At 66.4% G+C, this 20,377-nt stretch carries 17 protein-coding genes; 11 read left to right on the forward strand and 6 right to left on the reverse strand.

What is annotated here, in order from left to right:
* The 3 genes from H1S04_RS01125 (at position 1) to H1S04_RS01135 (ending at position 2,898) form a co-directional block, all read left to right on the forward strand.
* On the forward strand, positions 1-1,095 hold the full coding sequence (locus H1S04_RS01125) for an ABC transporter ATP-binding protein (protein WP_181743723.1): 1,095 nt from the start codon (positions 1-3) through the stop codon (positions 1,093-1,095).
* On the forward strand, positions 1,092-1,940 hold the full coding sequence (locus H1S04_RS01130; protein WP_181743724.1) for an inositol monophosphatase: 849 nt from the start codon (positions 1,092-1,094) through the stop codon (positions 1,938-1,940). Before H1S04_RS01125 ends, H1S04_RS01130 begins: the two co-directional genes overlap by 4 nt.
* Positions 1,941-2,187: 247 nt before the next feature.
* Positions 2,188-2,898: a sulfite exporter TauE/SafE family protein gene (locus H1S04_RS01135; protein ID WP_181743725.1), complete on the forward strand. Its 711-nt coding sequence runs from the start codon at positions 2,188-2,190 to the stop codon at positions 2,896-2,898.
* 112 nt (positions 2,899-3,010) lie between these two features.
* On the opposite strand, the gene H1S04_RS01140 is transcribed toward H1S04_RS01135, so the two are convergent.
* Complete coding sequence (locus H1S04_RS01140; protein WP_181743726.1) at positions 3,011-3,352, reverse strand: hypothetical protein; 342 nt, start codon at positions 3,350-3,352, stop codon at positions 3,011-3,013.
* On the opposite strand from H1S04_RS01140, the gene H1S04_RS01145 reads away from it, so the two are divergent.
* The 5 genes from H1S04_RS01145 to tdh all read left to right on the forward strand — a co-directional run bounded on the left by H1S04_RS01145 (position 3,351) and on the right by tdh (position 11,788).
* Complete coding sequence (locus tag H1S04_RS01145) at positions 3,351-6,023, forward strand: excinuclease ABC subunit UvrA (protein WP_181743727.1); 2,673 nt, start codon at positions 3,351-3,353, stop codon at positions 6,021-6,023. The two genes, H1S04_RS01140 and H1S04_RS01145, sit on opposite strands and share 2 nt — an antisense overlap.
* A gap of 205 nt (positions 6,024-6,228) precedes the next feature.
* The gene (locus tag H1S04_RS01150; protein WP_181743728.1) at positions 6,229-8,883 is read left to right on the forward strand and encodes a hypothetical protein; all 2,655 of its coding nucleotides are present in this window, start codon (positions 6,229-6,231) and stop codon (positions 8,881-8,883) included.
* 44 nt (positions 8,884-8,927) lie between these two features.
* Entirely contained in the window at positions 8,928-9,488 is a 561-nt protein-coding gene (locus H1S04_RS01155; RefSeq protein ID WP_181743729.1) for a helix-turn-helix domain-containing protein, read from the forward strand.
* Between the two features lie 84 nt (positions 9,489-9,572).
* Positions 9,573-10,763, forward strand: a complete 1,191-nt coding sequence (locus H1S04_RS01160; protein ID WP_181743730.1) for a glycine C-acetyltransferase — start codon at positions 9,573-9,575, stop codon at positions 10,761-10,763.
* Entirely contained in the window at positions 10,763-11,788 is a 1,026-nt protein-coding gene (tdh, locus tag H1S04_RS01165) for an L-threonine 3-dehydrogenase (RefSeq protein WP_181743731.1), read from the forward strand. The genes H1S04_RS01160 and tdh overlap by 1 nt, the downstream gene beginning before the upstream one ends.
* A 39-nt stretch (positions 11,789-11,827) precedes the next feature.
* Here the strand turns inward: tdh and pcaF are convergent, their stop codons facing one another.
* From pcaF to H1S04_RS01180, 3 genes are read right to left on the reverse strand one after another with little or no spacing between them, the layout of a single operon-like run.
* Complete coding sequence (gene pcaF / locus H1S04_RS01170) at positions 11,828-13,027, reverse strand: 3-oxoadipyl-CoA thiolase (RefSeq protein WP_181743732.1); 1,200 nt, start codon at positions 13,025-13,027, stop codon at positions 11,828-11,830.
* Between the two features lies 1 nt (position 13,028).
* Positions 13,029-13,700, reverse strand: coding sequence for a 3-oxoacid CoA-transferase subunit B (locus H1S04_RS01175; protein WP_181743733.1), 672 nt, complete (start codon positions 13,698-13,700; stop codon positions 13,029-13,031).
* Positions 13,697-14,404, reverse strand: a complete 708-nt coding sequence (locus H1S04_RS01180) for a 3-oxoacid CoA-transferase subunit A (RefSeq protein WP_181743734.1) — start codon at positions 14,402-14,404, stop codon at positions 13,697-13,699. Before H1S04_RS01180 ends, H1S04_RS01175 begins: the two co-directional genes overlap by 4 nt.
* 110 nt (positions 14,405-14,514) lie before the next feature.
* Here H1S04_RS01180 and H1S04_RS01185 point away from each other — a divergent pair, with 110 nt between their 5' ends.
* Positions 14,515-15,285: an IclR family transcriptional regulator C-terminal domain-containing protein gene (locus tag H1S04_RS01185; protein WP_255435423.1), complete on the forward strand. Its 771-nt coding sequence runs from the start codon at positions 14,515-14,517 to the stop codon at positions 15,283-15,285.
* A gap of 323 nt (positions 15,286-15,608) precedes the next feature.
* Here the strand turns inward: H1S04_RS01185 and H1S04_RS01190 are convergent, their stop codons facing one another.
* Positions 15,609-16,178 carry a TetR/AcrR family transcriptional regulator gene (locus H1S04_RS01190; protein ID WP_181743736.1) on the reverse strand — a complete coding sequence of 190 codons (570 nt, stop codon included), beginning with the start codon at positions 16,176-16,178 and terminating at the stop codon, positions 15,609-15,611.
* A gap of 106 nt (positions 16,179-16,284) precedes the next feature.
* Here H1S04_RS01190 and H1S04_RS01195 point away from each other — a divergent pair, with 106 nt between their 5' ends.
* Positions 16,285-17,796, forward strand: coding sequence for an MFS transporter (locus tag H1S04_RS01195; protein WP_181743737.1), 1,512 nt, complete (start codon positions 16,285-16,287; stop codon positions 17,794-17,796).
* On the opposite strand, the gene H1S04_RS01200 is transcribed toward H1S04_RS01195, so the two are convergent.
* Positions 17,748-18,665 (reverse strand): LysR family transcriptional regulator, encoded by a 918-nt coding sequence (locus H1S04_RS01200; protein ID WP_181743738.1) that lies wholly within the window; start codon positions 18,663-18,665, stop codon positions 17,748-17,750. The two genes, H1S04_RS01195 and H1S04_RS01200, sit on opposite strands and share 49 nt — an antisense overlap.
* A 118-nt stretch (positions 18,666-18,783) precedes the next feature.
* Between H1S04_RS01200 and H1S04_RS01205 the strand changes: the two genes are divergently transcribed.
* Positions 18,784-19,725 carry a ring-cleaving dioxygenase gene (locus tag H1S04_RS01205; RefSeq protein WP_181743739.1) on the forward strand — a complete coding sequence of 314 codons (942 nt, stop codon included), beginning with the start codon at positions 18,784-18,786 and terminating at the stop codon, positions 19,723-19,725.
* Positions 19,726-20,377: the final 652 nt, after the last annotated feature.

The following is a 20,377-nucleotide window of genomic DNA, read 5'->3' on the forward strand; positions in this document are numbered from 1 at the left end:
ATGCAGGCCACGATAGGGGCGGAAATCCGCCTCGACGCGCTGACCAAATCCTATGGCGACAACCTTGTCCTGCCCGGCCTCGATGCGACCCTGGGCGCGGGCGAGTTCACGGTGATCCTCGGCCCCTCGGGCTGCGGCAAGTCCACGCTTCTGAACCTGCTTGCGGGGTTGGAGCGGGTGACCTCGGGCCGCATCCTGATGAACGGGCGCGAAGTGCAGGGCCTCGCGCCGCGCGACCGGGGCGTGGCCATGGTGTTCCAGAACTATGCGCTCTACCCCCACATGACCGTGGCCGAGAATATTGGCTATGCCCTGAAGATCGCGGGCGTTCCGCGGGCCGAGCGTGACCGCCGCATCGCCGAGGCCGCGCGAACAGTAGCGCTTGGCGACTATCTGACCCGCCGGCCGGGCGAGCTGTCCGGCGGTCAACGCCAGCGCGTCGCCATCGCACGCGCCATCGTGCGCGAGCCTTCGGTCATGCTGTTCGACGAGCCGCTGTCGAACCTCGACGCGCAACTGCGCCACGGCACCCGGATGGAGCTTGCCGCCCTGCACCGCCGCATCGGCGCCAGCAGCATCTTCGTCACCCATGATCAGGTCGAGGCGATGACCTTGGCCGATCGCATCCTGATCCTGAACAAGGGCCGGATCGAGCAGTTCGACACGCCCGAAGCGATCTATCGCCGCCCCGCCTCGACCTTCGTCGCAGGGTTCATCGGTGCACCGCCGATGAACCTGCTGGACGCCATTGCCGAGAGCGGCCGGGTGCGGCTGGCCAGCGGCACGGTGCTGGCCGGCACCGGCGCGAATGGCCCGGTCACCCTCGGCATCCGCCCCGAGACGATCCACCTGAACGATGTGGGTGAGCCGGTCGTGGTCGATTACGTCGAGGATCTGGGCGGCCATCACGTTCTGGCCGCGCATCTGGAAGACGGGCAGTCGCTGCGCATCGTGACCCCGCCCGACCGCCGCCCTGAACCCGGCGAGCGTCTGCATGTCTCCTTCGCAGGGGCGTCGGTGCACCTGTTCGACGCGATCACAGGCCGCCGACTGGCCGATCCCGCCCCGATCCGCAGCGAAGGAGTTCCGGCATGACCCTCTCCGATGCCGAGCGCAGCGCGCTGATCGAAGCGGTCCGCACCGCTGCGCGCGACCATGTGCTGCCGCGGTTTCGCGCGTTGTCACCCGCCGACATCGCCAGCAAGGCCGCTGCCGACGATCTGGTGACAGCCGCCGACCTCGCCGCCGAGGCCTATTTGACCGAGGCGGTCGCGCGCATCTTTCCGGGCGCGCTTGTGGTGGGCGAGGAAGCCGCCGCCGCCGATCCCGCTTTGCCGTCGCGGATCGCGGATGCCGATGTGACGGTCATCATCGACCCCATCGATGGCACCTGGAATTATGCCAATGGTCTTTCGGTCTTCGGCATGATCCTGTCGGTCGTGCGCGACGGGGAAACCGTATTCGGGCTGCACTACGATCCCCTGAATGACGATTGGGTCGAGGCGGGTTTGGGCGCCGGCGCGTGGCTGCATCACAACGGTCGGCACCGGCTGCGCCTGACGCCGCGTTCGCCGCGCCCGGCGGCACAGCTTTTCGGCATGATCCCGATCTGGCTGTTCGAGCCCGGCCGCCGCCCCGCGATCTTCGAGGCCGAGCGTCGGCTGGCCCGCGTCAGCTCGCTGCGCTGTTCCTGCCACGAATACCGGCTGCTGGCGCAAAGCAGCGTCGATTTCCTGCTGAGCGCCACGGCCAAAAGCTGGGACCATGCGGCGGGCGTCCTGATTGCGACCGAAGCAGGGGGTGCCACGCGGATGCTGGACGGTGGCGCCTATCTGCCGGGCCTCAGCCAAGGCTCGCTGCTGGCAGCACGCGACGAAAGCACGCTGGAGACGGTGCAGGCCATGATCGCGGAGATTGGCGGCACGATCGAAATACGGTAGGCGTGGCGCCCGGTCGAGGTCCGGGCTTTTTGCCCCCGCGGTCACATTGGAAGAGCCGTCATCCGTGATCTTGGCATGATCGGGCTCTTTACCAATGGGCCGGCGGGGCTGATGAAAAACTGGCCGGTCGACTGGACGCCGCCGGCCTGATGGCCGAAGTTCGATGGCATGGGGTCTGCGCTGTCGCCACCGCGCCAATTCAGCGCATCCCTTCGACCGCTGACAATCTGATCGAACCGAGGCCGCTGTGACCGTTACCGCTTTTCTTGCCCTCTCGCTGCTGGTCGGCATCTCGGCCTTCATTCAGGGTGCCGTCGGGATCGGCTTCGCACTTATCGTCGCGCCGGTTTTCGGCTTTTTCGACGCCAGCTATCTGCCGGTCACGCTGCTGATCCTTATGTTGCCGCTGAACTTCCTCGTTGCCTGGCGCGAACGTGGCGCCATCGACCGGCAGGGCACCGGCTGGATCACCTTCGGACGCTTCTTCGGCACCTTTCTGGGGATGGGAGTGCTGCTCGCGCTGTCGGTGCGACAGCTTGAGATCGCGGTGGGCCTTTTGACCATCCTCGCGGCCGTCGTGGCGTTGCTGTCGCCTCCCTTCAACCCGACGCCGTCGGCGGCGGTCGGCGTCGGCCTGTTCACCGGCGTCACCGAGACGGCGACAGGCATCGGCGGGCCGCCTCTGGCCCTGCTGTATCAGCACGCGCCCGGACCGGTCCTGCGCTCGACCGTCGCCACCTGCTTTCTGATCGGAGAGCTTATCTCGCTGGTTATTCTGCTGATCGCCGGACGCATCGGTCAGATGCAGGTGCTTGCGGCGCTTTATCTGATCCCGGCGGTGCTGATCGGCAGCGTGCTGTCGCGCCACGTCCATTCGCGGATCAACGGGCCGGGCCTGCGGCTGGCGGTTCTGATCTTTTCCATCGTCAGCGGCGCGGCGCTGGTGCTGAAGGGGTAGCAGCAAAAGCCCGAGGGCCTTGTGGAGCCGTCCCCGCCCCGGTGATCTCCCCAACCGGCGCTGAGGGCTGACCCGGACAAGGATCATGGGATCGTCATCGCCCTCACGCGCATCAGACATCCCCCGAGACCGACAGGACATCGTCGAAGCCCGCACATATACATGCCGCAAGCGACGCGCCATCAGAAGACCGGCGGTCGCTTCTTGCTGTGACGGAGATCGGCGAAATCACCCCCTGCCGCCCGGTCAGCAACCAGCCTGTGGGTGCGAGCATGAAATCCTCGGCCATCAGCACGGGGGATATGTCCGACAGCTTATTGCGCGCCTGTCCCGCCAGCCAATTCTTGACAAGGCCTGCGGGCCGCGTGTTGGCTGGGGCAACCCGTTCCGCCGACGCATGATCGGGCCGGGGACGACCGCGATCAGACGGCATCAGCGCGGAGGAGGATGACATGAGCCTGAATTTTCCGCGCCTTCCAGAGTCTTTCAAAACGGATCGCGCTGGTTTTGTTCACGTGCGCGGCGCGCGCGAACACAATCTCAAGAATGTCGATGTCGATATTCCGCGCGACGCCTTTGTGGTCTTTACCGGGATTTCGGGATCGGGGAAATCCTCGCTGGCCTTCGGGACAATCTATGCGGAATCGCAGCGGCGCTATCTGGAATCGGTCGCCCCCTATGCCCGCCGGCTGATCCAGCAGGCGGGCACCCCCGAGGTCGACGCCATCGACGGCCTGCCACCGGCGGTGGCGCTGCAACAGGCGCGGGGGGCGGTGAACGTGCGGTCCTCGGTCGGCAGCGTGACCACGCTCTCCAGCCTGGTGCGGATGCTCTATTCCCGCGCCGGCGTCTATCCCGCCGATCAGCCGATGCTGTTTGCCGAGGATTTCTCGCCCAATACGGTGCAGGGCGCCTGCCCGACCTGTCACGGCATCGGCCGCGTCTATGATGTGACCGAACAGACCATGGTGCCCGATGACAGCTTGACCATTCGCGAGCGCGCCATCGCCTCATGGCCACCGGCATGGCACGGGCAGAACCTGCGCGATATCCTCGTCTCGATGGGCTATGATGTCGACACGCCCTGGCGCGACCTGCCGCAGAAGGACCGCGACTGGATCCTCTATACCGAGGAAACGCCGACGGTGCCGGTCTATCCCGGCCTGACGCCCGAACAGACCCGCGTTGCCGTCAGCCGCAGGATGGAGCCGGGCTATCAGGGCACCTTCACCGGCGCGCGCCGCTATGTGCTGGACACATTCGCCAATACCAAAAGCGCGCTGATGAAGAAGCGGGTGTCGCAATATATCATCGGGCGTGACTGTCCGACCTGCCATGGCAAGCGGCTGAAACGCGCGGCGCTGTCGGTGACCTTCGAGGGGCTGGACATCGCCGCTTTCGGCGATCTGACGCTGCTGAATCTGCGCGATCTGCTGCGCCCCGTGGCGCAGGGCGATTACGGCACCGGCCTTGCGGGCGAGGTTCTGGACAAGCTGGCCCGCGATGCGGCGGTGTCGAAACGGGTGGCGGCGGGTGGCTCGGCCCACAAGGCCGCGCCCGACATTCGCCGGACCCCGAACATGTCGGATGAAAAGGTGGTGGCGGCGCAGCGCCTTGCCGCCGACCTGATCGAGCGCATCAACCCGGTGATCGACCTCGGACTGGGCTATCTGTCGCTGGACCGGGCGACGCCGACACTGTCTTCGGGCGAGCTGCAGCGGCTGCGGCTGGCCACGCAACTGTCCTCGCAACTGTTCGGGGTGGTTTATGTGCTGGACGAGCCTTCGGCGGGGCTGCATCCGGCGGACGGGGAATCGTTGCTGCAGATTCTTCAGGGGCTGAAGGCGGCGGGCAATTCGGTCTTCGTGGTTGAACATGATCTGGACCTGATCGCGCAGGCGGAATGGCTGGTGGATGTCGGCCCCGGCGCCGGCGATGGCGGCGGCCGGGTGATCTATAGCGGCCCCCTGCCCGGCCTGGCCGATGTGGCGGACTCGGTGACGCGGCGCTATCTGTTCGATCCGCCGAAGCCCCCCGCGCGATCCCCGCGCGAGCCGCAAGGCTGGCTGCAGTTGGCGGGGGTGACGCGCAACAACCTGCACGATCTGGATGTGGCCTTCCCGCTCGGTTGCTTCACCGCCGTGACCGGGGTGTCGGGATCGGGGAAATCCAGCCTGGTCGCACAGGCGCTGCCCGATCTGGTCAGCGAAGCGCTCGGCCTCGCCCCGCCACTGGCCGAGGAAGGCGATGCCGATCCCCTGCTGGAAGCCGCGCAGGAGGCCACGCGCGGCCGGATCACCGACGGGATGGACGACATCCGCCGCATCATCGAGGTCGACCAGAAGCCCATCGGCCGCACGCCGCGATCAAACCTCGCCACCTATACGGGCCTGTTCGACCATGTCCGCAAACTGTTCGCCGCCACGCCCGAGGCACGCAGGCGCCGTTACGGCCCCGGCCGGTTTTCCTTCAACGTCGCCCAAGGTCGTTGCCCGACCTGCGAGGGCGAAGGCTTCATGATGGTGGAGCTGTTGTTCCTGCCCAGCGTCTATGCCCCCTGCGCCACCTGCCATGGCAGCCGCTACAACGCTGAGACGCTGGAAATCACCTGGCAGGGCCTGAACATCGCCGAAGTCCTGGCGATGCGCGTCGATGAGGCGCATGAGGTCTTCCCCTCCGAGCCGCAGATCATGCGCGCCCTCACCCTGCTGCAGCAGCTCGGGCTGGGCTATCTGCGTCTTGGGCAGCCCGCGACCGAACTGTCGGGCGGCGAGGCGCAGCGCATCAAGCTGGCGACCGAGTTGCAGCGGATGCAGCGCGGTCAGACGCTGTATGTGCTGGACGAACCGACCTCGGGGCTGCATCCTTTCGATGCGGATCGGCTGATGCGCCAGCTTCAGGGACTGGCGGATGCGGGCAATACGGTGGTGATCGTCGAGCATGACATGCGCGCCGTGGCGCAGGTCGATTGGGTGATCGATCTCGGTCCCGGCGCGGGCGAGGATGGCGGCCGGATCATCGCCGAAGGTTCCCCGCCCGAGGTTGCGCAGGCCGCGGGCAGCCGCACGGCGCCTTATCTTGCCGCGGCGCTTCAGGCCTTCTGCGAAGGCCCCCTGCCAGACTAATAACGCCACCAGATCGGCGGCGCAGCCGCCCGGACCCGCATCGCCGCCAGCGGCGCCCCAACGCGGAGGAGAGGACGAACCTGCACGCGCTCACCGGTCTTCCGGTCTCGCGGCGGGTCCGTCGGGCCTGATTGACCCCCTTATTTCCGCCCGATAGCAACGGATAATACCGCAGGGGCAAGACCTTGCGGCGAGAGGAGATGTGATGTTCCGGTTTCGCAGCCTGTGGCCTGCCCTGCTCCTCATGGTCGCCGCCGCCCATGCCGAGACCTTGCCCGACTATCAGCCCCCCGCCTACCGGCAGGTCTGCGCGATGACCGAGGTGTTGGACGCACCGGGCGGCAGACGGATCGGGCAAGTGCCGGCCGGAACGCGCGTCACCATCGGCGATCTGCGCTTTGACGGGTCCGGCCGCGATTACCTGCGGATCACCGATGGCGCATTGCAGGGTTTTGCCGCCGTCGACCGCATGGCGCATTTCTGCGATTTCGGACAGCGGCAGAACGCGGGCGCGCCGCGCTTTCTGGCGCCCCCGAACAGCTGTCACGTGATTGTCGCCTCGCGCCGCACCATTCCCGAGGTGCAGACCTATGCCCGCGAAAACTCCGCTTATCTGCCGCTGATGTCCGTCTTTCAGTCGGTCAATGGCTGGTATGCGATCTCGATCGGCCCGATCAGCCTGAAGGCCGTGGGTCAGGTGTTGGGCCCCGGCTCGCCCCTGCCGGACGATGCCTATTGCACCACGGGGGCGAATTACGTGGGCATCCTCGACCGGCGCGGCGATGTGTTCGACGCCCTCAGCCCGACGCCGCCCGACGACCAGACCGAACGGTGGCGCTGGAACTGCCAGAACGGCAAGACCGCTGATTGCCTCAATTACACCAGGGCGGCCTGGGACAGCCGCCCCCATGACGACGCGCTGATAGCAGAGTTGACCCGGTTCGATCTGTTGGGCTGCATGGGCGGCCTGCCGCTGCATTGCGAGGAGCTGATCAAGCCCGAACTGGGCGGCTGGATCGAAAAGGCAGCCTCGATTTCCCAGCAAGAGGACGCGAATTTCCCGCCCCGGATGGAGCCCGAACTCGGCAAGGTCAGCTGCGATGCCGGCCGGCTGGACGGCTGCCTGTATCTGGGGCGGCCCGAACTGCAATTCAAAACCGGAGACCGGGCCGAATATCTGACCGCCCTTCAGGCCTACCTGCAGATGTGCCGTCAGGTGCGCGGCTGGGTCTGCGCGGAACTGGTCCAACTGATCGGCATGAAGGCCGAGGTGGTCGGCAGTCCCTTCGCCCCGGATGACCAATATGCGCTGGCGCAGATCCTGACCCCGACCTGCGCGCGTGACGCGGATCAGGGCGTCTGCAGCCGGGCATATGCCGGCTACGCGGCTTTTCTGAACGGGGCCGACAACCGCGGCGCCCCGCCGGATGAAAACCGCCTGGCCACGGCCTTCGCGGCCCTGAGCGACGGATGCGCGGCCGGGAACGTGACCGCTTGCGTCGCGATCAGCAATCAGCGGAGCAGGGCCGATGCGGCGACCCGCCGCCGCGCCGCCGCGAAGGCGATCGCGTTGTGTCAGCAGCCCGGTGCGGATGCGCCGGGCTGTTCGGACCTCGCGTCGACGCTGCCCGCCGACCTGCCCGAGACGGCTGGCCCGGCCCTCGCCCGATACGAGGAATATGCCGAAGCCTGCCGGACGGTCAGCACACGTTATGCCAGCGACGCGTGCAACAGCGCGCTGCATGCCTATCGCCAAGCCAAGGCGGCAGCCGATATGTCCGTGGCGGAAAAGCTGCTGCGCGAGAATTGCCGTTCCGACCGGATCGCGGGCTGCGCAGCGCTGGCGCGTCTGTTCGAGCCGCGCGAGGCCGGGGCCGAGGGCGCCACCACCGCGGACCCGGGCCAGCCGGAGCAGCGGCTCGCGGCGTTGCAGAAGGGCTGCAAGGCTGGCGCGCAGGCGATGGGGAATTGCGCCTCGCTGGGTTATCTGCAGGAGCAGCGGGGGGATTTCGCAGCCGCCAGTGCCGCTTATGCCCTGGGCTGCACCTCGGCGATGTTCATCAGGGACCCCAGCTATCAGGGCGATCAGGCCTGCTTCTGGGGCGGCGAACACGCGATGCGCAACACCCGTGATTACGCCACCGCGCGGCGCTATCTGACCTTCATCTGCGATTCCGACGACTGGGAAATGACCCCCTCGGCCTGCACATCGCTGGGAAAGATGGAAGCCGCGGGACAGGGCGCGCCCGTGAACGCCGCCGCCGCCATGGCACAGTTCGAGCGCGCCTGTTTCCACGACCGCGCCGAGACGTGGGATGGCGAGGGTTGCCTGCTTTACGGCCAGTTGATCGTCGCGAACCGGGACCGGCTGGACTGGAACGATATCCCCTATGGGGTGACGATCGCCGCACCCGGCCACAAGACACCGCCCGAGATCACCGCCTACGGCCTCAGCCGGGCATCCCATGCCTTCCTGCGCGCCTGTCGTCAGACCGACGGCGCCGATCAGCAACCGGCATGTGCAGCAAACTGGGCGTTGTTGACGGCATGGTCGCGCGGCGACTATCCGCGCCTGCCGAGGACCTGCCGCGTGCAGAATGCGGCGGGCAGGGTCATCTCGGAAAAGCCGTGCCAGTATTTCGTCTTTCACGTGCTGGAATTTGACGACGACGGCCAGGCCGGCCTTTATGTCTGGCCCGACGGCGACCGCACCGTCACCCGCGACAGCAAGGGCAAGCGCTATCTGAACGGGGCCGAGGTCGGCGGTCACAGCGTTGAGAATGGCTGGGAATGCTGGACGAATGCCGCGTCGGGCAACCGTTTCTGCGCCGACCAGCCCGAGGAGGCGGGCGAATACTGATCGCCCGTATTGACAGATCGCGCCCCGGCGCACAGCTTGCTGCCATGGCCCAGAACCCCGATATCGTCACCCGACTAGCCACCCACCTGAAAGAGGCGCGCCGCGCCAAGGGGCTCAGCCTCGAGGCGGTGGCGAAGCTGTCGGGTGTCAGCCGCTCGATGGTCAGTCAGATCGAGCGTGGCGAATCAAGTCCCACGGTCGCAACGCTGTGGAACCTGACGCAGGCTTTGCAGGTCGATTTCGCCGGGCTGCTGGAAGACCGGGTGGAACCCGAAATCCGCGTGGTGCCGGCCGCAGCCGCCCCGGTCATCGAAGGCCGTGGCCGCGATGTGGTGATCCGCATCCTCAGCGCGCCGCAATCGGTCGGGGACCACGAGATCTATGAGATTCGCTTCAAGCCCCATGCCGTGCTGGACTCTGCCCCCCATCGCGCCGGTTGCCGCGAGGATCTGCTGGTGCTGGAGGGCGCGGTCACGGTCAGATCGGGCAGCGAGACGGCAGAGTTGCGGGTCGATGACGCGGCGAATTATGCCGCCGATTGCCCCCATAGTGTGACGGCGGGGGAGGATCCGACCCGGGTGCTGATGATCGTCAGGAACAGCTGAAATCCGTGATCCCGGATTTTATCTTCTATCTTGCACGAATCTGGTCCCGATCGTATCTTCCGTTAAAGCGGAGAGGATTCATTTATGGCGGATGCAGCGGAATTTCTGGACCACACTAATGCCCAGCTGGCGGCCATTGCCGCGGACGGCCTGACCAAGCGTGAACGGCTGATCACCAGCCCGCAGGGCAGCCGGATCACGCTGGGAAATCGTCAGGCGATCAACCTGTGCGCCAACAATTATCTCGGGCTGGCCAATCACCCGGTGCTGCGCGCCGCCGCCGATGAGGCGATGGAGACCCATGGCTACGGGATGGCCTCGGTTCGGTTCATCTGCGGCACGCAGGATCTGCACCGCGAACTGGAACTGCGCATCGCCCGCTGGCTCGGCCATGATGACAGCATCCTGTTCGCCTCCTGTTTCGACGCCAACGGCGCGCTGTTCGAACCGCTGCTGGGGCCGGAAGACGCGGTCGTCTCGGACGCGCTGAATCACGCCTCGATCATCGACGGCATCCGGCTCTGCAAGGCCAGGCGCTATCGCTACGCCAATTCCGACATGGCGGATCTGGAGGCGCAATTGCAACAAGCCCGCGACGACGGGGCGCGCTTCATCATGGTCGCCACGGACGGCGTCTTCTCGATGGACGGCTATCTGGCGAAGTTGCCGGAAATCCGGGCGCTGGCGGATCAATATGGCGCGCTGCTGATGGTGGACGACTGCCATTCGGCGGGGATACTGGGACCGAAAGGGGCCGGCACCGCCGCGCATTTCGGCACCCGCGCCGATGTCATCACCGGCACGCTGGGCAAGGCCCTGGGCGGTGCGCTCGGCGGTTATATCGCCGGGCCGCAGCCGGTGATCGATCTGCTGCGCCAGCGCGCCCGCCCCTATCTGTTTTCCAATGCCCTGCCCCCCGCCATTACCGCCGCCGGCCTGGCCGCGATCGATCTGGTCGAAGGCGCCGATGACCTGCGCGGCGATCTGTTCCGCAAGACCCGCTACTGGCGCGACGGGCTGGCCGAGGCCGGTTTCGACCTGCTGCCGGGCGAAACCGCCATCGTCCCGGTCATGCTGGGCGAGGCCTCGCTGGCGCAGGCCATGGCAGAGGCACTCGACGCGCGCGGCGTCTATGTCGCGGGCTTTTTCTTCCCGGTCGTGCCGCGCGGTCAGGCGCGTATCCGCACCCAGATGAACGCGGCCATCGCCATGGAGGATCTGGATATCGCATTGCAGGCCTTCCGCGAGGCCGGACGGGAAACAGGAGTGATCTGATGAAGGCTCTGGTCAAGGCAAAACCCGAAGTCGGGCTGTGGCTCCAGGACGAGCCGGTGCCGGAAATCGGTCCCTCGGACGTGCTGATCCGCATCCGCAAGACCGGCATCTGCGGCACCGACATCCATATCTGGAACTGGGACGAATGGGCGCAGCGCACGGTGCCGGTGCCGATGATCACCGGCCATGAATTCGCCGGAGAGATCGTCGAGCTGGGCCGCGACGTGAGGGATCTGCGTGTCGGTCAGCGCGTCTCGGGCGAAGGGCATCTGATCGGCACCACCAGCCGGCAAAGCCGGTCGGGCCAGTTCCATCTGGACCCGGAAACCCGAGGGATCGGGGTGAATGTGCAGGGCGCCTTCGCGCAATATCTGCGCCTGCCCGCCTTCAACGTGGTGCCGCTGCCCGACAGCGTGCCCGACCGGATCGGCGCGATCCTCGACCCGCTGGGGAATGCGGTTCATACCGCGCTCAGCTTCAATCTGGTGGGCGAGGACGTGCTGATCACCGGCGCGGGCCCCATCGGGATCATGGCGGCGGCGGTGGCGCGCCATGTCGGCGCCCGCCATGTGGTCATCACCGATGTGAACCAGACCCGGCTGGACCTGGCCGCCAAAGTGGCCGATGTGGTCACGGTCAACGTCGCCTCCGAGGATCTGGCCGCCGTCCGCAGCCGCCTTGGCATGCGTCAGGGTTTTGACGTGGGTCTGGAAATGTCCGGGAACCCGCGCGGCTTTGACCAGATGGTCGAATCCATGGTCATGGGCGGGCGCATCGCCATGCTGGGCATCCCGCCGGGATCGACCCCAGTGGATTGGAGCAAGATCGTCCTGAAATCCTTGACCATCAAAGGTATTTACGGACGCGAGATCTTCGAGACCTGGTACAAGATGCTGGCCATGCTGGAAAACGGGCTGGATATCAGCGGGGTGATTACGCACGAAATGCCGGTCGACGACTTCGCTCTCGGGTTCGAGACGATGCGGCAGGGCCAAAGCGGCAAGATCGTCCTCGACTGGGATTGATGGCAAAGGAAAGGCCGGGCGCGTGACCCGGCCTTTCCGTCACTCGCGTTCCAGCGCGACGGCGATGCCCTGCCCCACGCCGATGCACATGGTCGACAGCGACCGCTTGCCCCCGGTCAGCGCCAGCTCCAGCGCCGCCGTGCCGGTGATGCGCGCGCCCGACATGCCCAAGGGGTGACCGAGCGCGATCGCCCCGCCATTGCGGTTCACCCGCGGGTCATCATCGGCAATCCCCAGCAATCGTAAGGTGGCGAGGCCCTGCGCCGCGAAAGCCTCGTTCAGCTCGATCACGTCGAAATCGGCTTGTGCAAGCCCCAGCCGCGCCATGAGCTTCTGCGAGGCGGGCGCCGGACCGATCCCCATGATGCGCGGTTCGACCCCTGCCGTCGCCCCGCCAAGAATGCGGGCAATGGGCGTCAACCCATGGGCGCGCGCCGCCTCGGCCGAGGCGATGATCAGCGCCGCCGCCCCGTCATTCACGCCCGAGGCATTGCCCGCCGTGACCGAACCGTTCGGGAACAGCGGGCGAAGCTTGGCCAAAGTCTCTGCCGTGGTCGTGCGGGGATGCTCGTCGGTGTCGACGACGACCGGATCGCCCTTCTTCTGCGGGATCGAGACCGGCGTGATTTCCCGCCCGAGGCGGCCATTGGCGATGGCGGCGGCGGCCTTCTGCTGGGATGCCAGCGCCATGGCATCCTGCGCCGCGCGGCTGATGCCGTAATCATCGGCGACGTTCTGGCCGGTCTGGGGCATGGAATCGGTGCCGTAGGCGGCCTGCATCGCCGGGTTCACGAAGCGCCAGCCGATAGTGGTGTCGTAGATCTCGGCATTGCGGGAGAAGGCGCTGTCGGCCTTGGGCAGAACGAAAGGCGCGCGCGACATCGATTCCACGCCGCCCGCGATCATCAGGCTGGCTTCGCCCGCCTTGATGGCGCGGGCGGCGGCCAGCACCGCGCCCATGCCCGACCCGCAGAGCCGGTTGATCGTCGTGCCCGGCACAGCGATGGGCAGCCCCGCCAGCAACACCGCCATGCGGGCGACGTTGCGGTTATCCTCACCCGCCTGATTGGCGGCGCCGTAATAGACGTCGTCCACGGCCTCCCAGTCGACGCCCGGATTGCGCGCCATCAGCGCCTTCAAGGGTGCCGCGGCCAGATCGTCGGCGCGAACGGCAGACAGCGCGCCGCCGTAACGGCCGATGGGGGTGCGGATATAGTCGCAGATATAGGCCTCGGTCATCTCACAGCTCCGGTACGGTCAGGTCGGTGATGGGGCCGGGGCGATGCAGCTCTGCCCCGGTCAGCGCTTGCAGCTCGTCCAGCGGGATCGCCGGCAGCTTTTCGCGCAGGACGAAATGGCCATCCTCGACATCGATCACGGCGAGGCTGGTATAGATGCGGGTGACCACGCCCACCCCGGTCAGCGGCAGGCTGCAGCGCTTGACCAGTTTCGGCTTGCCGTCCTTGGTGACGTGATCGGTCAGGACCGCGACCCGCTGCGCCCCATGGACCAGATCCATCGCCCCCCCGACGGCGGGCACGCCCTTGGGTCCCGTCGACCAGTTGGCGAGATCGCCGTTTTCCGCGACCTGATAGGCGCCGAGGATGGCCACATCCAGATGACCGCCGCGCACCATGGCGAAACTGTCGGCATGGTGAAAGAATGCCGCACCCGGCTTCAGCGTTACCGCCTTCTTGCCGGCATTGATGAGGTCCCAGTCCTCCTGCCCCGGTGCGGGAGCCTCGCCGAAATTCAGGATGCCGTTCTCGGTGTGGAAGATCGCCTCGCGTCCCGCGGGCTGGAACTTGGCCACCATTTCGGGGAAACCGATGCCGAGGTTGACGTAAGCGCCATCGGCGATGTCCTGTGCGGCGCGCCAGGCGATCTGGGCGTTGGTGAGTTTGCGGGTCATGGGTAAGCAGCCTCCTCGCGGTTCAGCACTTCCTCCTGCGCTGGGCGCGGGACTTCGATCACCGATTGGACGAAGATGCCGGGGGTGATGACGGCTTCGGGATCGATGTCGCCCGCCGGCACGATGCGACTGACCTGGGCGATGGTGTTGGCAGCCGCCATCGCCATCAGCGGATTGAAGTTCCGCCCCGCCATCCGATAGGTCAGGTTGCCATAGGGATCGCCGAGTTCGCCCTTGATCAGCGCGAAATCGGCCTTCAGCCATCGTTCCTGCACGTAAGATCGGCCTTCGAATTCAGCGATCCGCTTGCCCTCGGCCAGTTGGGTGCCAAAGCCCGTCGGCGTATAGAAGGCGGGGATCCCGGCGCCGCCCGCGCGGATGCGTTCGGCAAGCGTGCCTTGAGGGACCAGTTCCAGTTCGATTCCGCCGGCCAGATAGAGGTCGGTAAAGACCTTCGGATCGGCCGAGCGTGGGAACGAGCAGATCAGCTTGCTGACCAACCCCTGTTCAATCAGCGCCGCGAGTCCGACATGCCCGTTGCCGGCGTTGTTGTTGATGACCGTCAGATTCTTCGGGCCGTGGTCGATCAGCGCATGGATCAGTTCGATCGGCGCGCCCGATCCGCCAAAGCCGCCGATCATCACCGTGGCGCCATCCCTGATCGGGGCCACCGCCTCGGCCGTTGACGCAATTGTCTTGTCCATTCCCCTCTCCCACAGAACAGCTCATCAGATGGGCCGAGGATTAGGGGCAAATCAGCCTCGACAGCAACCCAATTTGTGCGATATACGTTATTTGTTCGACAATCGCACAAATGAGGCGCGAAATGGTGGCAGCACGGGATGTGATGGGCGGGCTGGCCAAGGGGCTGGCGGTGATCGAAAGCTTCACCGCCGAGCGTCCGCGCCAATCCATCGCCGAGGTTTCCGCGACCAGCGGCCTTGACCGCGCCACCGCCCGGCGCTGCCTGCTGACGCTGGCCGAGCTTGGTTATGCCGATTACGACGGCAAGTTCTTCACCCTGACGCCGCGGGTCCTGCGGCTGGGGACGGCCTGTCTGGCGACGATGCCCCTGCCTCGCCTGGTCCAGCCAACGCTGGACCGCCTGTCCGAAACGCTGAACGAAAGCGTCTCGGTCTCGATCCTCGACGGGGCCGAGATCGTCTACGTGGCCCGCGCCGCGCGCCAGCGGGTGATGTCCATCGGCCTCAGCCCCGGCTCGCGGCTGCCGGCCTATTGCACCTCGATGGGGCGGGTGCTGCTGGCATCGCTGGCCGAGGCTGAGGCCCGCGCGGTGCTGGGCGCAGGCCCGCTGCCGGCGCGCACGGCGCTGACGCTGACCGTTCCGACGCAGATCATGGCCCGGCTGGAACTGGTGCGCAGCCGCGGCTTCGAGGTGATCGACCAGGAGGTCGAGATCGGCCTGCGCTCCATCGCGGTGCCGCTGATGAATGCGCGGGGCCGGGTGGTGGCGGCGCTGAATGTCGGCGTGGCGGCGGTGCAGAAAAGCGTCGAGGACCTGCAGGTGCAGTTTCTGCCCGCGCTTCTGCAGGCGCAGGCGATGCTGCGTCCGATGCTGACCTGACCGGTGCGTCAGGTTGCGGGCGCATGAAATCACCGCCCGAGGCATGACCCTGCCGGAAAAGTGACGGCGAGAAACGCCTCGCGATTTTCCCGCATCGCATGGCGATGCTTGGCGCCCCTTGGGGGTTGTGGAGTTTCTTCCTGCCGCGCTGCGCGGGGAAGCAGATACCTGCGCCGATCAGGTCCCAAAGTGCGCTTCACGGCCGTAATCGGCGCCCACATCGCCTGTTTGGAACGGATGGGCCGGACGGTGGGTCCGCAAGGTTGAGCTGCCCGGCGTCCCATCTGGGGCCTGAGATGAACCGTGAAGCAGCGATCTGTCCCCTATGGGTTCGGAGCCTCGCCGTCGTGCCGTGCCTTCAGCATGGCCAGCATGTCGTCGAACAGGTTCCGCCAGCCGGCATCGTCAAATTCGATCAGCCCCAGCGCCCGCAGCAGGAACGCCCCCTCGCCCGCCAGAAACGCCAGCGCCACCCGGCGGTCCTCGGCCCGGTCCATGTCCAGACCGGCAAGGCGTTGCGTATACCACGCGCGCCCTTCGGCCACGCGTTCGGGGCGATCCAGAAGCGCCGTCATCATCACCGCCGAACGCGAGTGATCTGCGGCGTCTTCGTCCCGCGTCACCGTCAGATGGCCGCGAATGATGTCCAGCGGGTCGGCGTCAAGGCCAACCAGTCCGGCGATATCGGCTTCGAAGGCGTCGCTCCAGCGGTCGATCATGGCGTCGATCAGCTTATCCTTGGTGCCAAAGCAATACTGCACGCCTCCCTTGGTAATCCCGGCGGCGCGGGCCACGGCGTCAAAGGTCAGCCCCGCAGCCCCCTCGGCCGCGACAATGCTTTCGGCGGCATCCAGAACCTTGTCCCTGTCTATGCTGCGCGGGCGTCCGGCCATGCGGCCCTCCTGATTTCCATACAAAGATACTGAATAGCATCTTTCATTTCAATACGTATGTATTTATAGTGTGCCGTGTCATCCCGCCCATGAGAAAGGAAAGGCAATGCTGTCCCGTAATCGCTGGCTGGTGCTGGCCGTGGTTTCCAGCGCGCTGCTGCTGATCGTCATCGACATGACGGTGCTGTATACGGCGCTGCCCCGGCTGACCCATGATCTGGGCGCGAGCGCCACCGAAAAGCTGTGGATCGTGAATGCCTATCCGCTGGTGGTGGCGGGGCTGCTGCCGGGGCTCGGCACGCTCGGCGACCGGGTCGGGCACAAGCGGATGTTCCTTCTGGGACTGGTGGTGTTCGGGGCGGCCTCGGCTCTGGCTGCCTTCGCGCCCACGCCGCAGGTGCTGATCGCGGCACGGGTGCTGCTGGCGGTGGGGGCGGCGATGATGATGCCGGCCACGCTGTCGCTGATCCGGCTGACCTTCACCGACGAATCCGAACGCGCCTTCGCCATCGGCGTCTGGGCCGCCGTCGCCTCGGGCGGGGCGGCACTGGGCCCGGTGCTGGGCGGGTTGCTGCTGGAACATTTCTGGTGGGGCTCGGTTTTTCTCATCAACGTCCCTGTGGTGCTGGTGGCGCTGCTGGCGGGGGCGGTGTTGCTGGAAAACCGGCCCGGCCACGCCGACCGGCCCTGGGACCTCATCGGATCGCTGCAGGTGCTGGTCGGTCTGGTCGGCGTCACCTTCGCCATCAAGGAAATCAGCAAGCGCAGCCCGGACCCGGCGCTGGCGCTGCCGGCGCTGATCCTCGGGCTGGCGTTTCTGACGCTGTTCGTACGCCGACAGCGCCGCAGCGCCCATCCGCTGATCGACTTCACGCTGTTCTCCAACCCGCGCTTCTCGGCGGGCGTGGCTACCGCCCTGACCGCGTCGGGCGCGCTGGTGGGGGTGGAACTGGTGCTGAGCCAGCATGTGCAGCTGGTCCAGAACCTCACTCCCCTGCAGGCGGGGCTGGTGATCCTGCCGATCCCGGCCGCGGCCTTCTTCGCCGGACCGCTGACCGGGCTGGCCCTGCCCCGGATCGGGACGATGCGGGTGCTGTGGGTTGCGCTGCTGGCGACGGGGCTGTCGCTGGTGGCCTATCTGCTGCTGCGGAACGGGTCGGCCGCGCTGTCGATCGCGGCGCTGGCGGTGATGGGCTTTTCTGTGGGCGCCGCCATGACCGGGGCCTCCAGCGCCGTCATGCTGTCCGCGCCCGAAGACCGCGCCGGCATGGCTGCCTCGGTCGAGGAGGTTTCCTATGAGCTGGGCGGGGCGCTTGGCGTGGCCCTTCTGGGCAGCCTGATGACCGCGATCTATACGCGCAGCCTGGTCCTGCCCGACCATCTCGCCATCGCGCCCGAAGCCCGCGACAGTCTCGACGAGGCGCTGATCCTGTCCGAGGCCCTGCCCCCCGAACAGGCGGCCGCGGTCACGTCGCTCGCCCGCAGGGCCTTCGAGAGCGCCTTCATCGGCGTCACGGTCGTGGCGGTGGTGATCCTTATCGCAATGGCGGTCCTGATCCGACGCGTGGCCTACCGGGCGCCGCGCCAGTCCGGCACCGCCAGTTCGGCCGCGAGATAGTCGACCAGCATCCGCAGCTTGATCGGCATCGGGGTGACCGGCGGCCACACCGCCATGATCGGCAGCGGGCGCGGTTCGATATCGGGAAGCACCCGAACCAGCCGCCCCTCGGCCAGAGCGGGGGCAACGATGAAGCCCGGCAGCATCGCCAGCCCCAGACCCTCGACCGCCATGTCGCGGATCGCCTCGCCATTGTTCAGCATCAGCCGACCCTTGACCGCGGGCGAGACCATGCGGTTTCCCTGTTTGAACTGCCAGATCTGGGCGTTGGGGACATGGCTGTAGCCGATCACCGGATGTGCGGCCAGCTCGGCCGGGGTGGTAGGTGTCCCCACGCGTTCCAGATAGGCGGGGCTTGCCACCACCACGGGGCGGTCCTCGCACAGCTTGCGCGCCATCAACGCGCTGTCACGGGCATGCCCGATGCGGATGCCCAGATCGAAGCCCTCGCGCGTCAGGTCGCGCAACCGGTCCTCGTAGTCGATGCGCAGCTCCAGCGCCGGATGGGCGGTTGCGAAGCGCGCCAGAATCGGCGTCAGATACATGGTGCCGAAGGTCATCGGCGCGGCGATCGCCAGCGATCCGCGCAGGCTGGCCGCCCCGTCCATTCCCCAGCCCGCGCTTTCGGTGGCCGCAACCAGTTCCGACAGCGCCGGGCGCAGGCGCTCGGCCAGCCTGATCGCGGCCTCGGTGGGGGTGATGCGGCCGGCATTGCGCTTGAACAGCGCCGCGCCGATCACCGCCTCGAAATCGGTGATCCGCTTCGAGATGACGGATTTCGACAGGTTCAGCCGCGCCGCGGCCGCGGTGACGGTGCCCAGTTCCATCACCGCGAGGAAAGTCTCGATCTGGTCAAGGTCATAACGCATACTGGGATCATAGCAGCCCGCGTGCCGTTCGCAATATTCGAACGCTACCTTCGAATTTGTCCGTCTGGCGTCAGGCGTTGCGAGGGTCGATATTCACCTCAGCGAAAGGGAGACCGACATGGACCTTACCGGCATTCACCACCTGACCGCGATCACCGCCGACGCGCCGGCGAATAATCGCTTTTATACCGACACGCTGGGCCTGCGCCGCGTGAAGAAGACCGTAAATCAGGACGACACCTCGGCCTATCACCTGTTCTTTGCCGATGGCAAAGGCAGCGCCGGGACCGACCTCACCTTCTTCGACTGGCCCGTCTCGCGCGAGCGGCGCGGCACCCATTCGATCAGCCGCACCGGCCTGCGCGTCAACGAATCCAGCCTGGATTTCTGGGCCGGGCGTCTGCGCGACAAGGGTCTGACGGTCGGCGATATCGGCACCACCGATATCCGCGCGACGCTGGATTTCGAAGACCCCGAGGGGCAGCGCTTCCGGCTGACCGGCGATGTCGAAGGCCCCGCGGACCCGTGGGAGCGCAGCCCGGTCGCGGCGGAACATCAGATCCGCGGCCTCGGTCCGATCACCATCTCGGTGGCCGATCTGGCCCCGACCGAGGCGGTGCTGACCACGGTGATGAACATGCGCCGGGTTCGCGATTACGCCAGCCCCGACGGGCAAGGACAGGTCCATGTGTTCGAGATGGGCGAAGGCGGTCCCGCAGCGGAACTGCATGTCGCCGTCCAGCCCGACCTGCCGGTCGCGCGTCAGGGCGCGGGCGCGGTTCATCACGTCGCCTTCCGCACCCCGGACATCAAGACCATTCACGAATGGGCGAACCGCCTGGACGAGTTCCGCATCCCTTCCTCGGGCGAGGTCGAGCGCTATTACTTCCGCAGCCTCTATTTCCGCGAGCCCGGCGGCAACCTGTTCGAGATCGCCACCGACGGCCCCGGCTTCGCCGTGGACGAACCGATGGAGACCATGGGCGAGGGCCTGTCCCTGCCCCCGTTTCTGGAGCCGCGGCGGGCGCAGATCGAGGCCGGGCTGAAACCGCTCGACTGAGGCCGCGCTCGGCCGGAACCAGCCCTCAAGGGGCACCGCCTGTCTGCCAGCCCTTTACACCTACGGCAAGTTCACGTCGGTTGGCCGCGTTGCGGCCAACCTTTTCTTTACGGGTCTATGCCTGACTGGAATCCGAAGGGAGCTGTCAGGGGAACCCTGTCCCGAAAATATCTTCGACAGGCGGTGAGCGCCGTCTTCCGCGTCTATGCCAGTAGATCGACATCCACTATTGCCGCAATCCGCGGTGGGGTCTGATTGCGGCGCCCCCCGATCCTTTCCGTCGAAGCGGCCGGATTGGCAAGCAAGTCATGCCGAACCAGCCACATGGCAGGGGGATAAGATTGGGAAATGACACCTCCTACGTTTGCGGCGATTGCGGGCAAACCTCCGTCCTGAAGAACAACAGTGCGGTGGTTTTGCGTATCGTTGCCTCCGCGACTGATTTCGTGCCGAGCGGGCCAAGAATTCATGTGAGACACCGAACCGCGGGAACCTCAGACGATCCTGCACGGATCGTCATGGTATTCGACAGGCATCACTCAAAGGACGCGAGAAACCGTCTTGTCATCGACGGCAAGATTGCATTTCGGGCTGCGACCGGAATACCAACCAAGCAATGAAGCGGGTTTCGTAAGCCCGTCAGGTTTGCGGT

It is taken from the genome of Paracoccus sp. S1E-3 (assembly GCF_013868135.1).
Lineage (GTDB): Bacteria > Pseudomonadota > Alphaproteobacteria > Rhodobacterales > Rhodobacteraceae > Paracoccus.

Bases quoted from the DNA above. Each gene is read 5' to 3' on its own strand.
- H1S04_RS01175 (WP_181743733.1), bottom strand. From the start codon at position 13,700: ATGACCCGCAAACTCACCAACGCCCAGATCGCCTGGCGCGCCGCACAG.
- H1S04_RS01140 (WP_181743726.1), bottom strand. From the start codon at position 3,352: ATGTCATCCTCCTCCGCGCTGATGCCGTCTGATCGCGGTCGTCCCCGG.
- H1S04_RS01205 (WP_181743739.1), top strand. From the start codon at position 18,784: ATGGACCTTACCGGCATTCACCACCTGACCGCGATCACCGCCGACGCG.
- H1S04_RS01150 (WP_181743728.1), top strand. From the start codon at position 6,229: ATGTTCCGGTTTCGCAGCCTGTGGCCTGCCCTGCTCCTCATGGTCGCC.
- H1S04_RS01130 (WP_181743724.1), top strand. From the start codon at position 1,092: ATGACCCTCTCCGATGCCGAGCGCAGCGCGCTGATCGAAGCGGTCCGC.
- H1S04_RS01160 (WP_181743730.1), top strand. From the start codon at position 9,573: ATGGCGGATGCAGCGGAATTTCTGGACCACACTAATGCCCAGCTGGCG.
- H1S04_RS01180 (WP_181743734.1), bottom strand. From the start codon at position 14,404: ATGGACAAGACAATTGCGTCAACGGCCGAGGCGGTGGCCCCGATCAGG.
- H1S04_RS01190 (WP_181743736.1), bottom strand. From the start codon at position 16,178: ATGGCCGGACGCCCGCGCAGCATAGACAGGGACAAGGTTCTGGATGCC.
- H1S04_RS01125 (WP_181743723.1), top strand. From the start codon at position 1: ATGCAGGCCACGATAGGGGCGGAAATCCGCCTCGACGCGCTGACCAAA.
- pcaF (WP_181743732.1), bottom strand. From the start codon at position 13,027: ATGACCGAGGCCTATATCTGCGACTATATCCGCACCCCCATCGGCCGT.
- H1S04_RS01185 (WP_255435423.1), top strand. From the start codon at position 14,515: ATGAGGCGCGAAATGGTGGCAGCACGGGATGTGATGGGCGGGCTGGCC.
- H1S04_RS01195 (WP_181743737.1), top strand. From the start codon at position 16,285: ATGCTGTCCCGTAATCGCTGGCTGGTGCTGGCCGTGGTTTCCAGCGCG.
- tdh (WP_181743731.1), top strand. From the start codon at position 10,763: ATGAAGGCTCTGGTCAAGGCAAAACCCGAAGTCGGGCTGTGGCTCCAG.
- H1S04_RS01155 (WP_181743729.1), top strand. From the start codon at position 8,928: ATGGCCCAGAACCCCGATATCGTCACCCGACTAGCCACCCACCTGAAA.
- H1S04_RS01145 (WP_181743727.1), top strand. From the start codon at position 3,351: ATGAGCCTGAATTTTCCGCGCCTTCCAGAGTCTTTCAAAACGGATCGC.
- H1S04_RS01200 (WP_181743738.1), bottom strand. From the start codon at position 18,665: ATGCGTTATGACCTTGACCAGATCGAGACTTTCCTCGCGGTGATGGAA.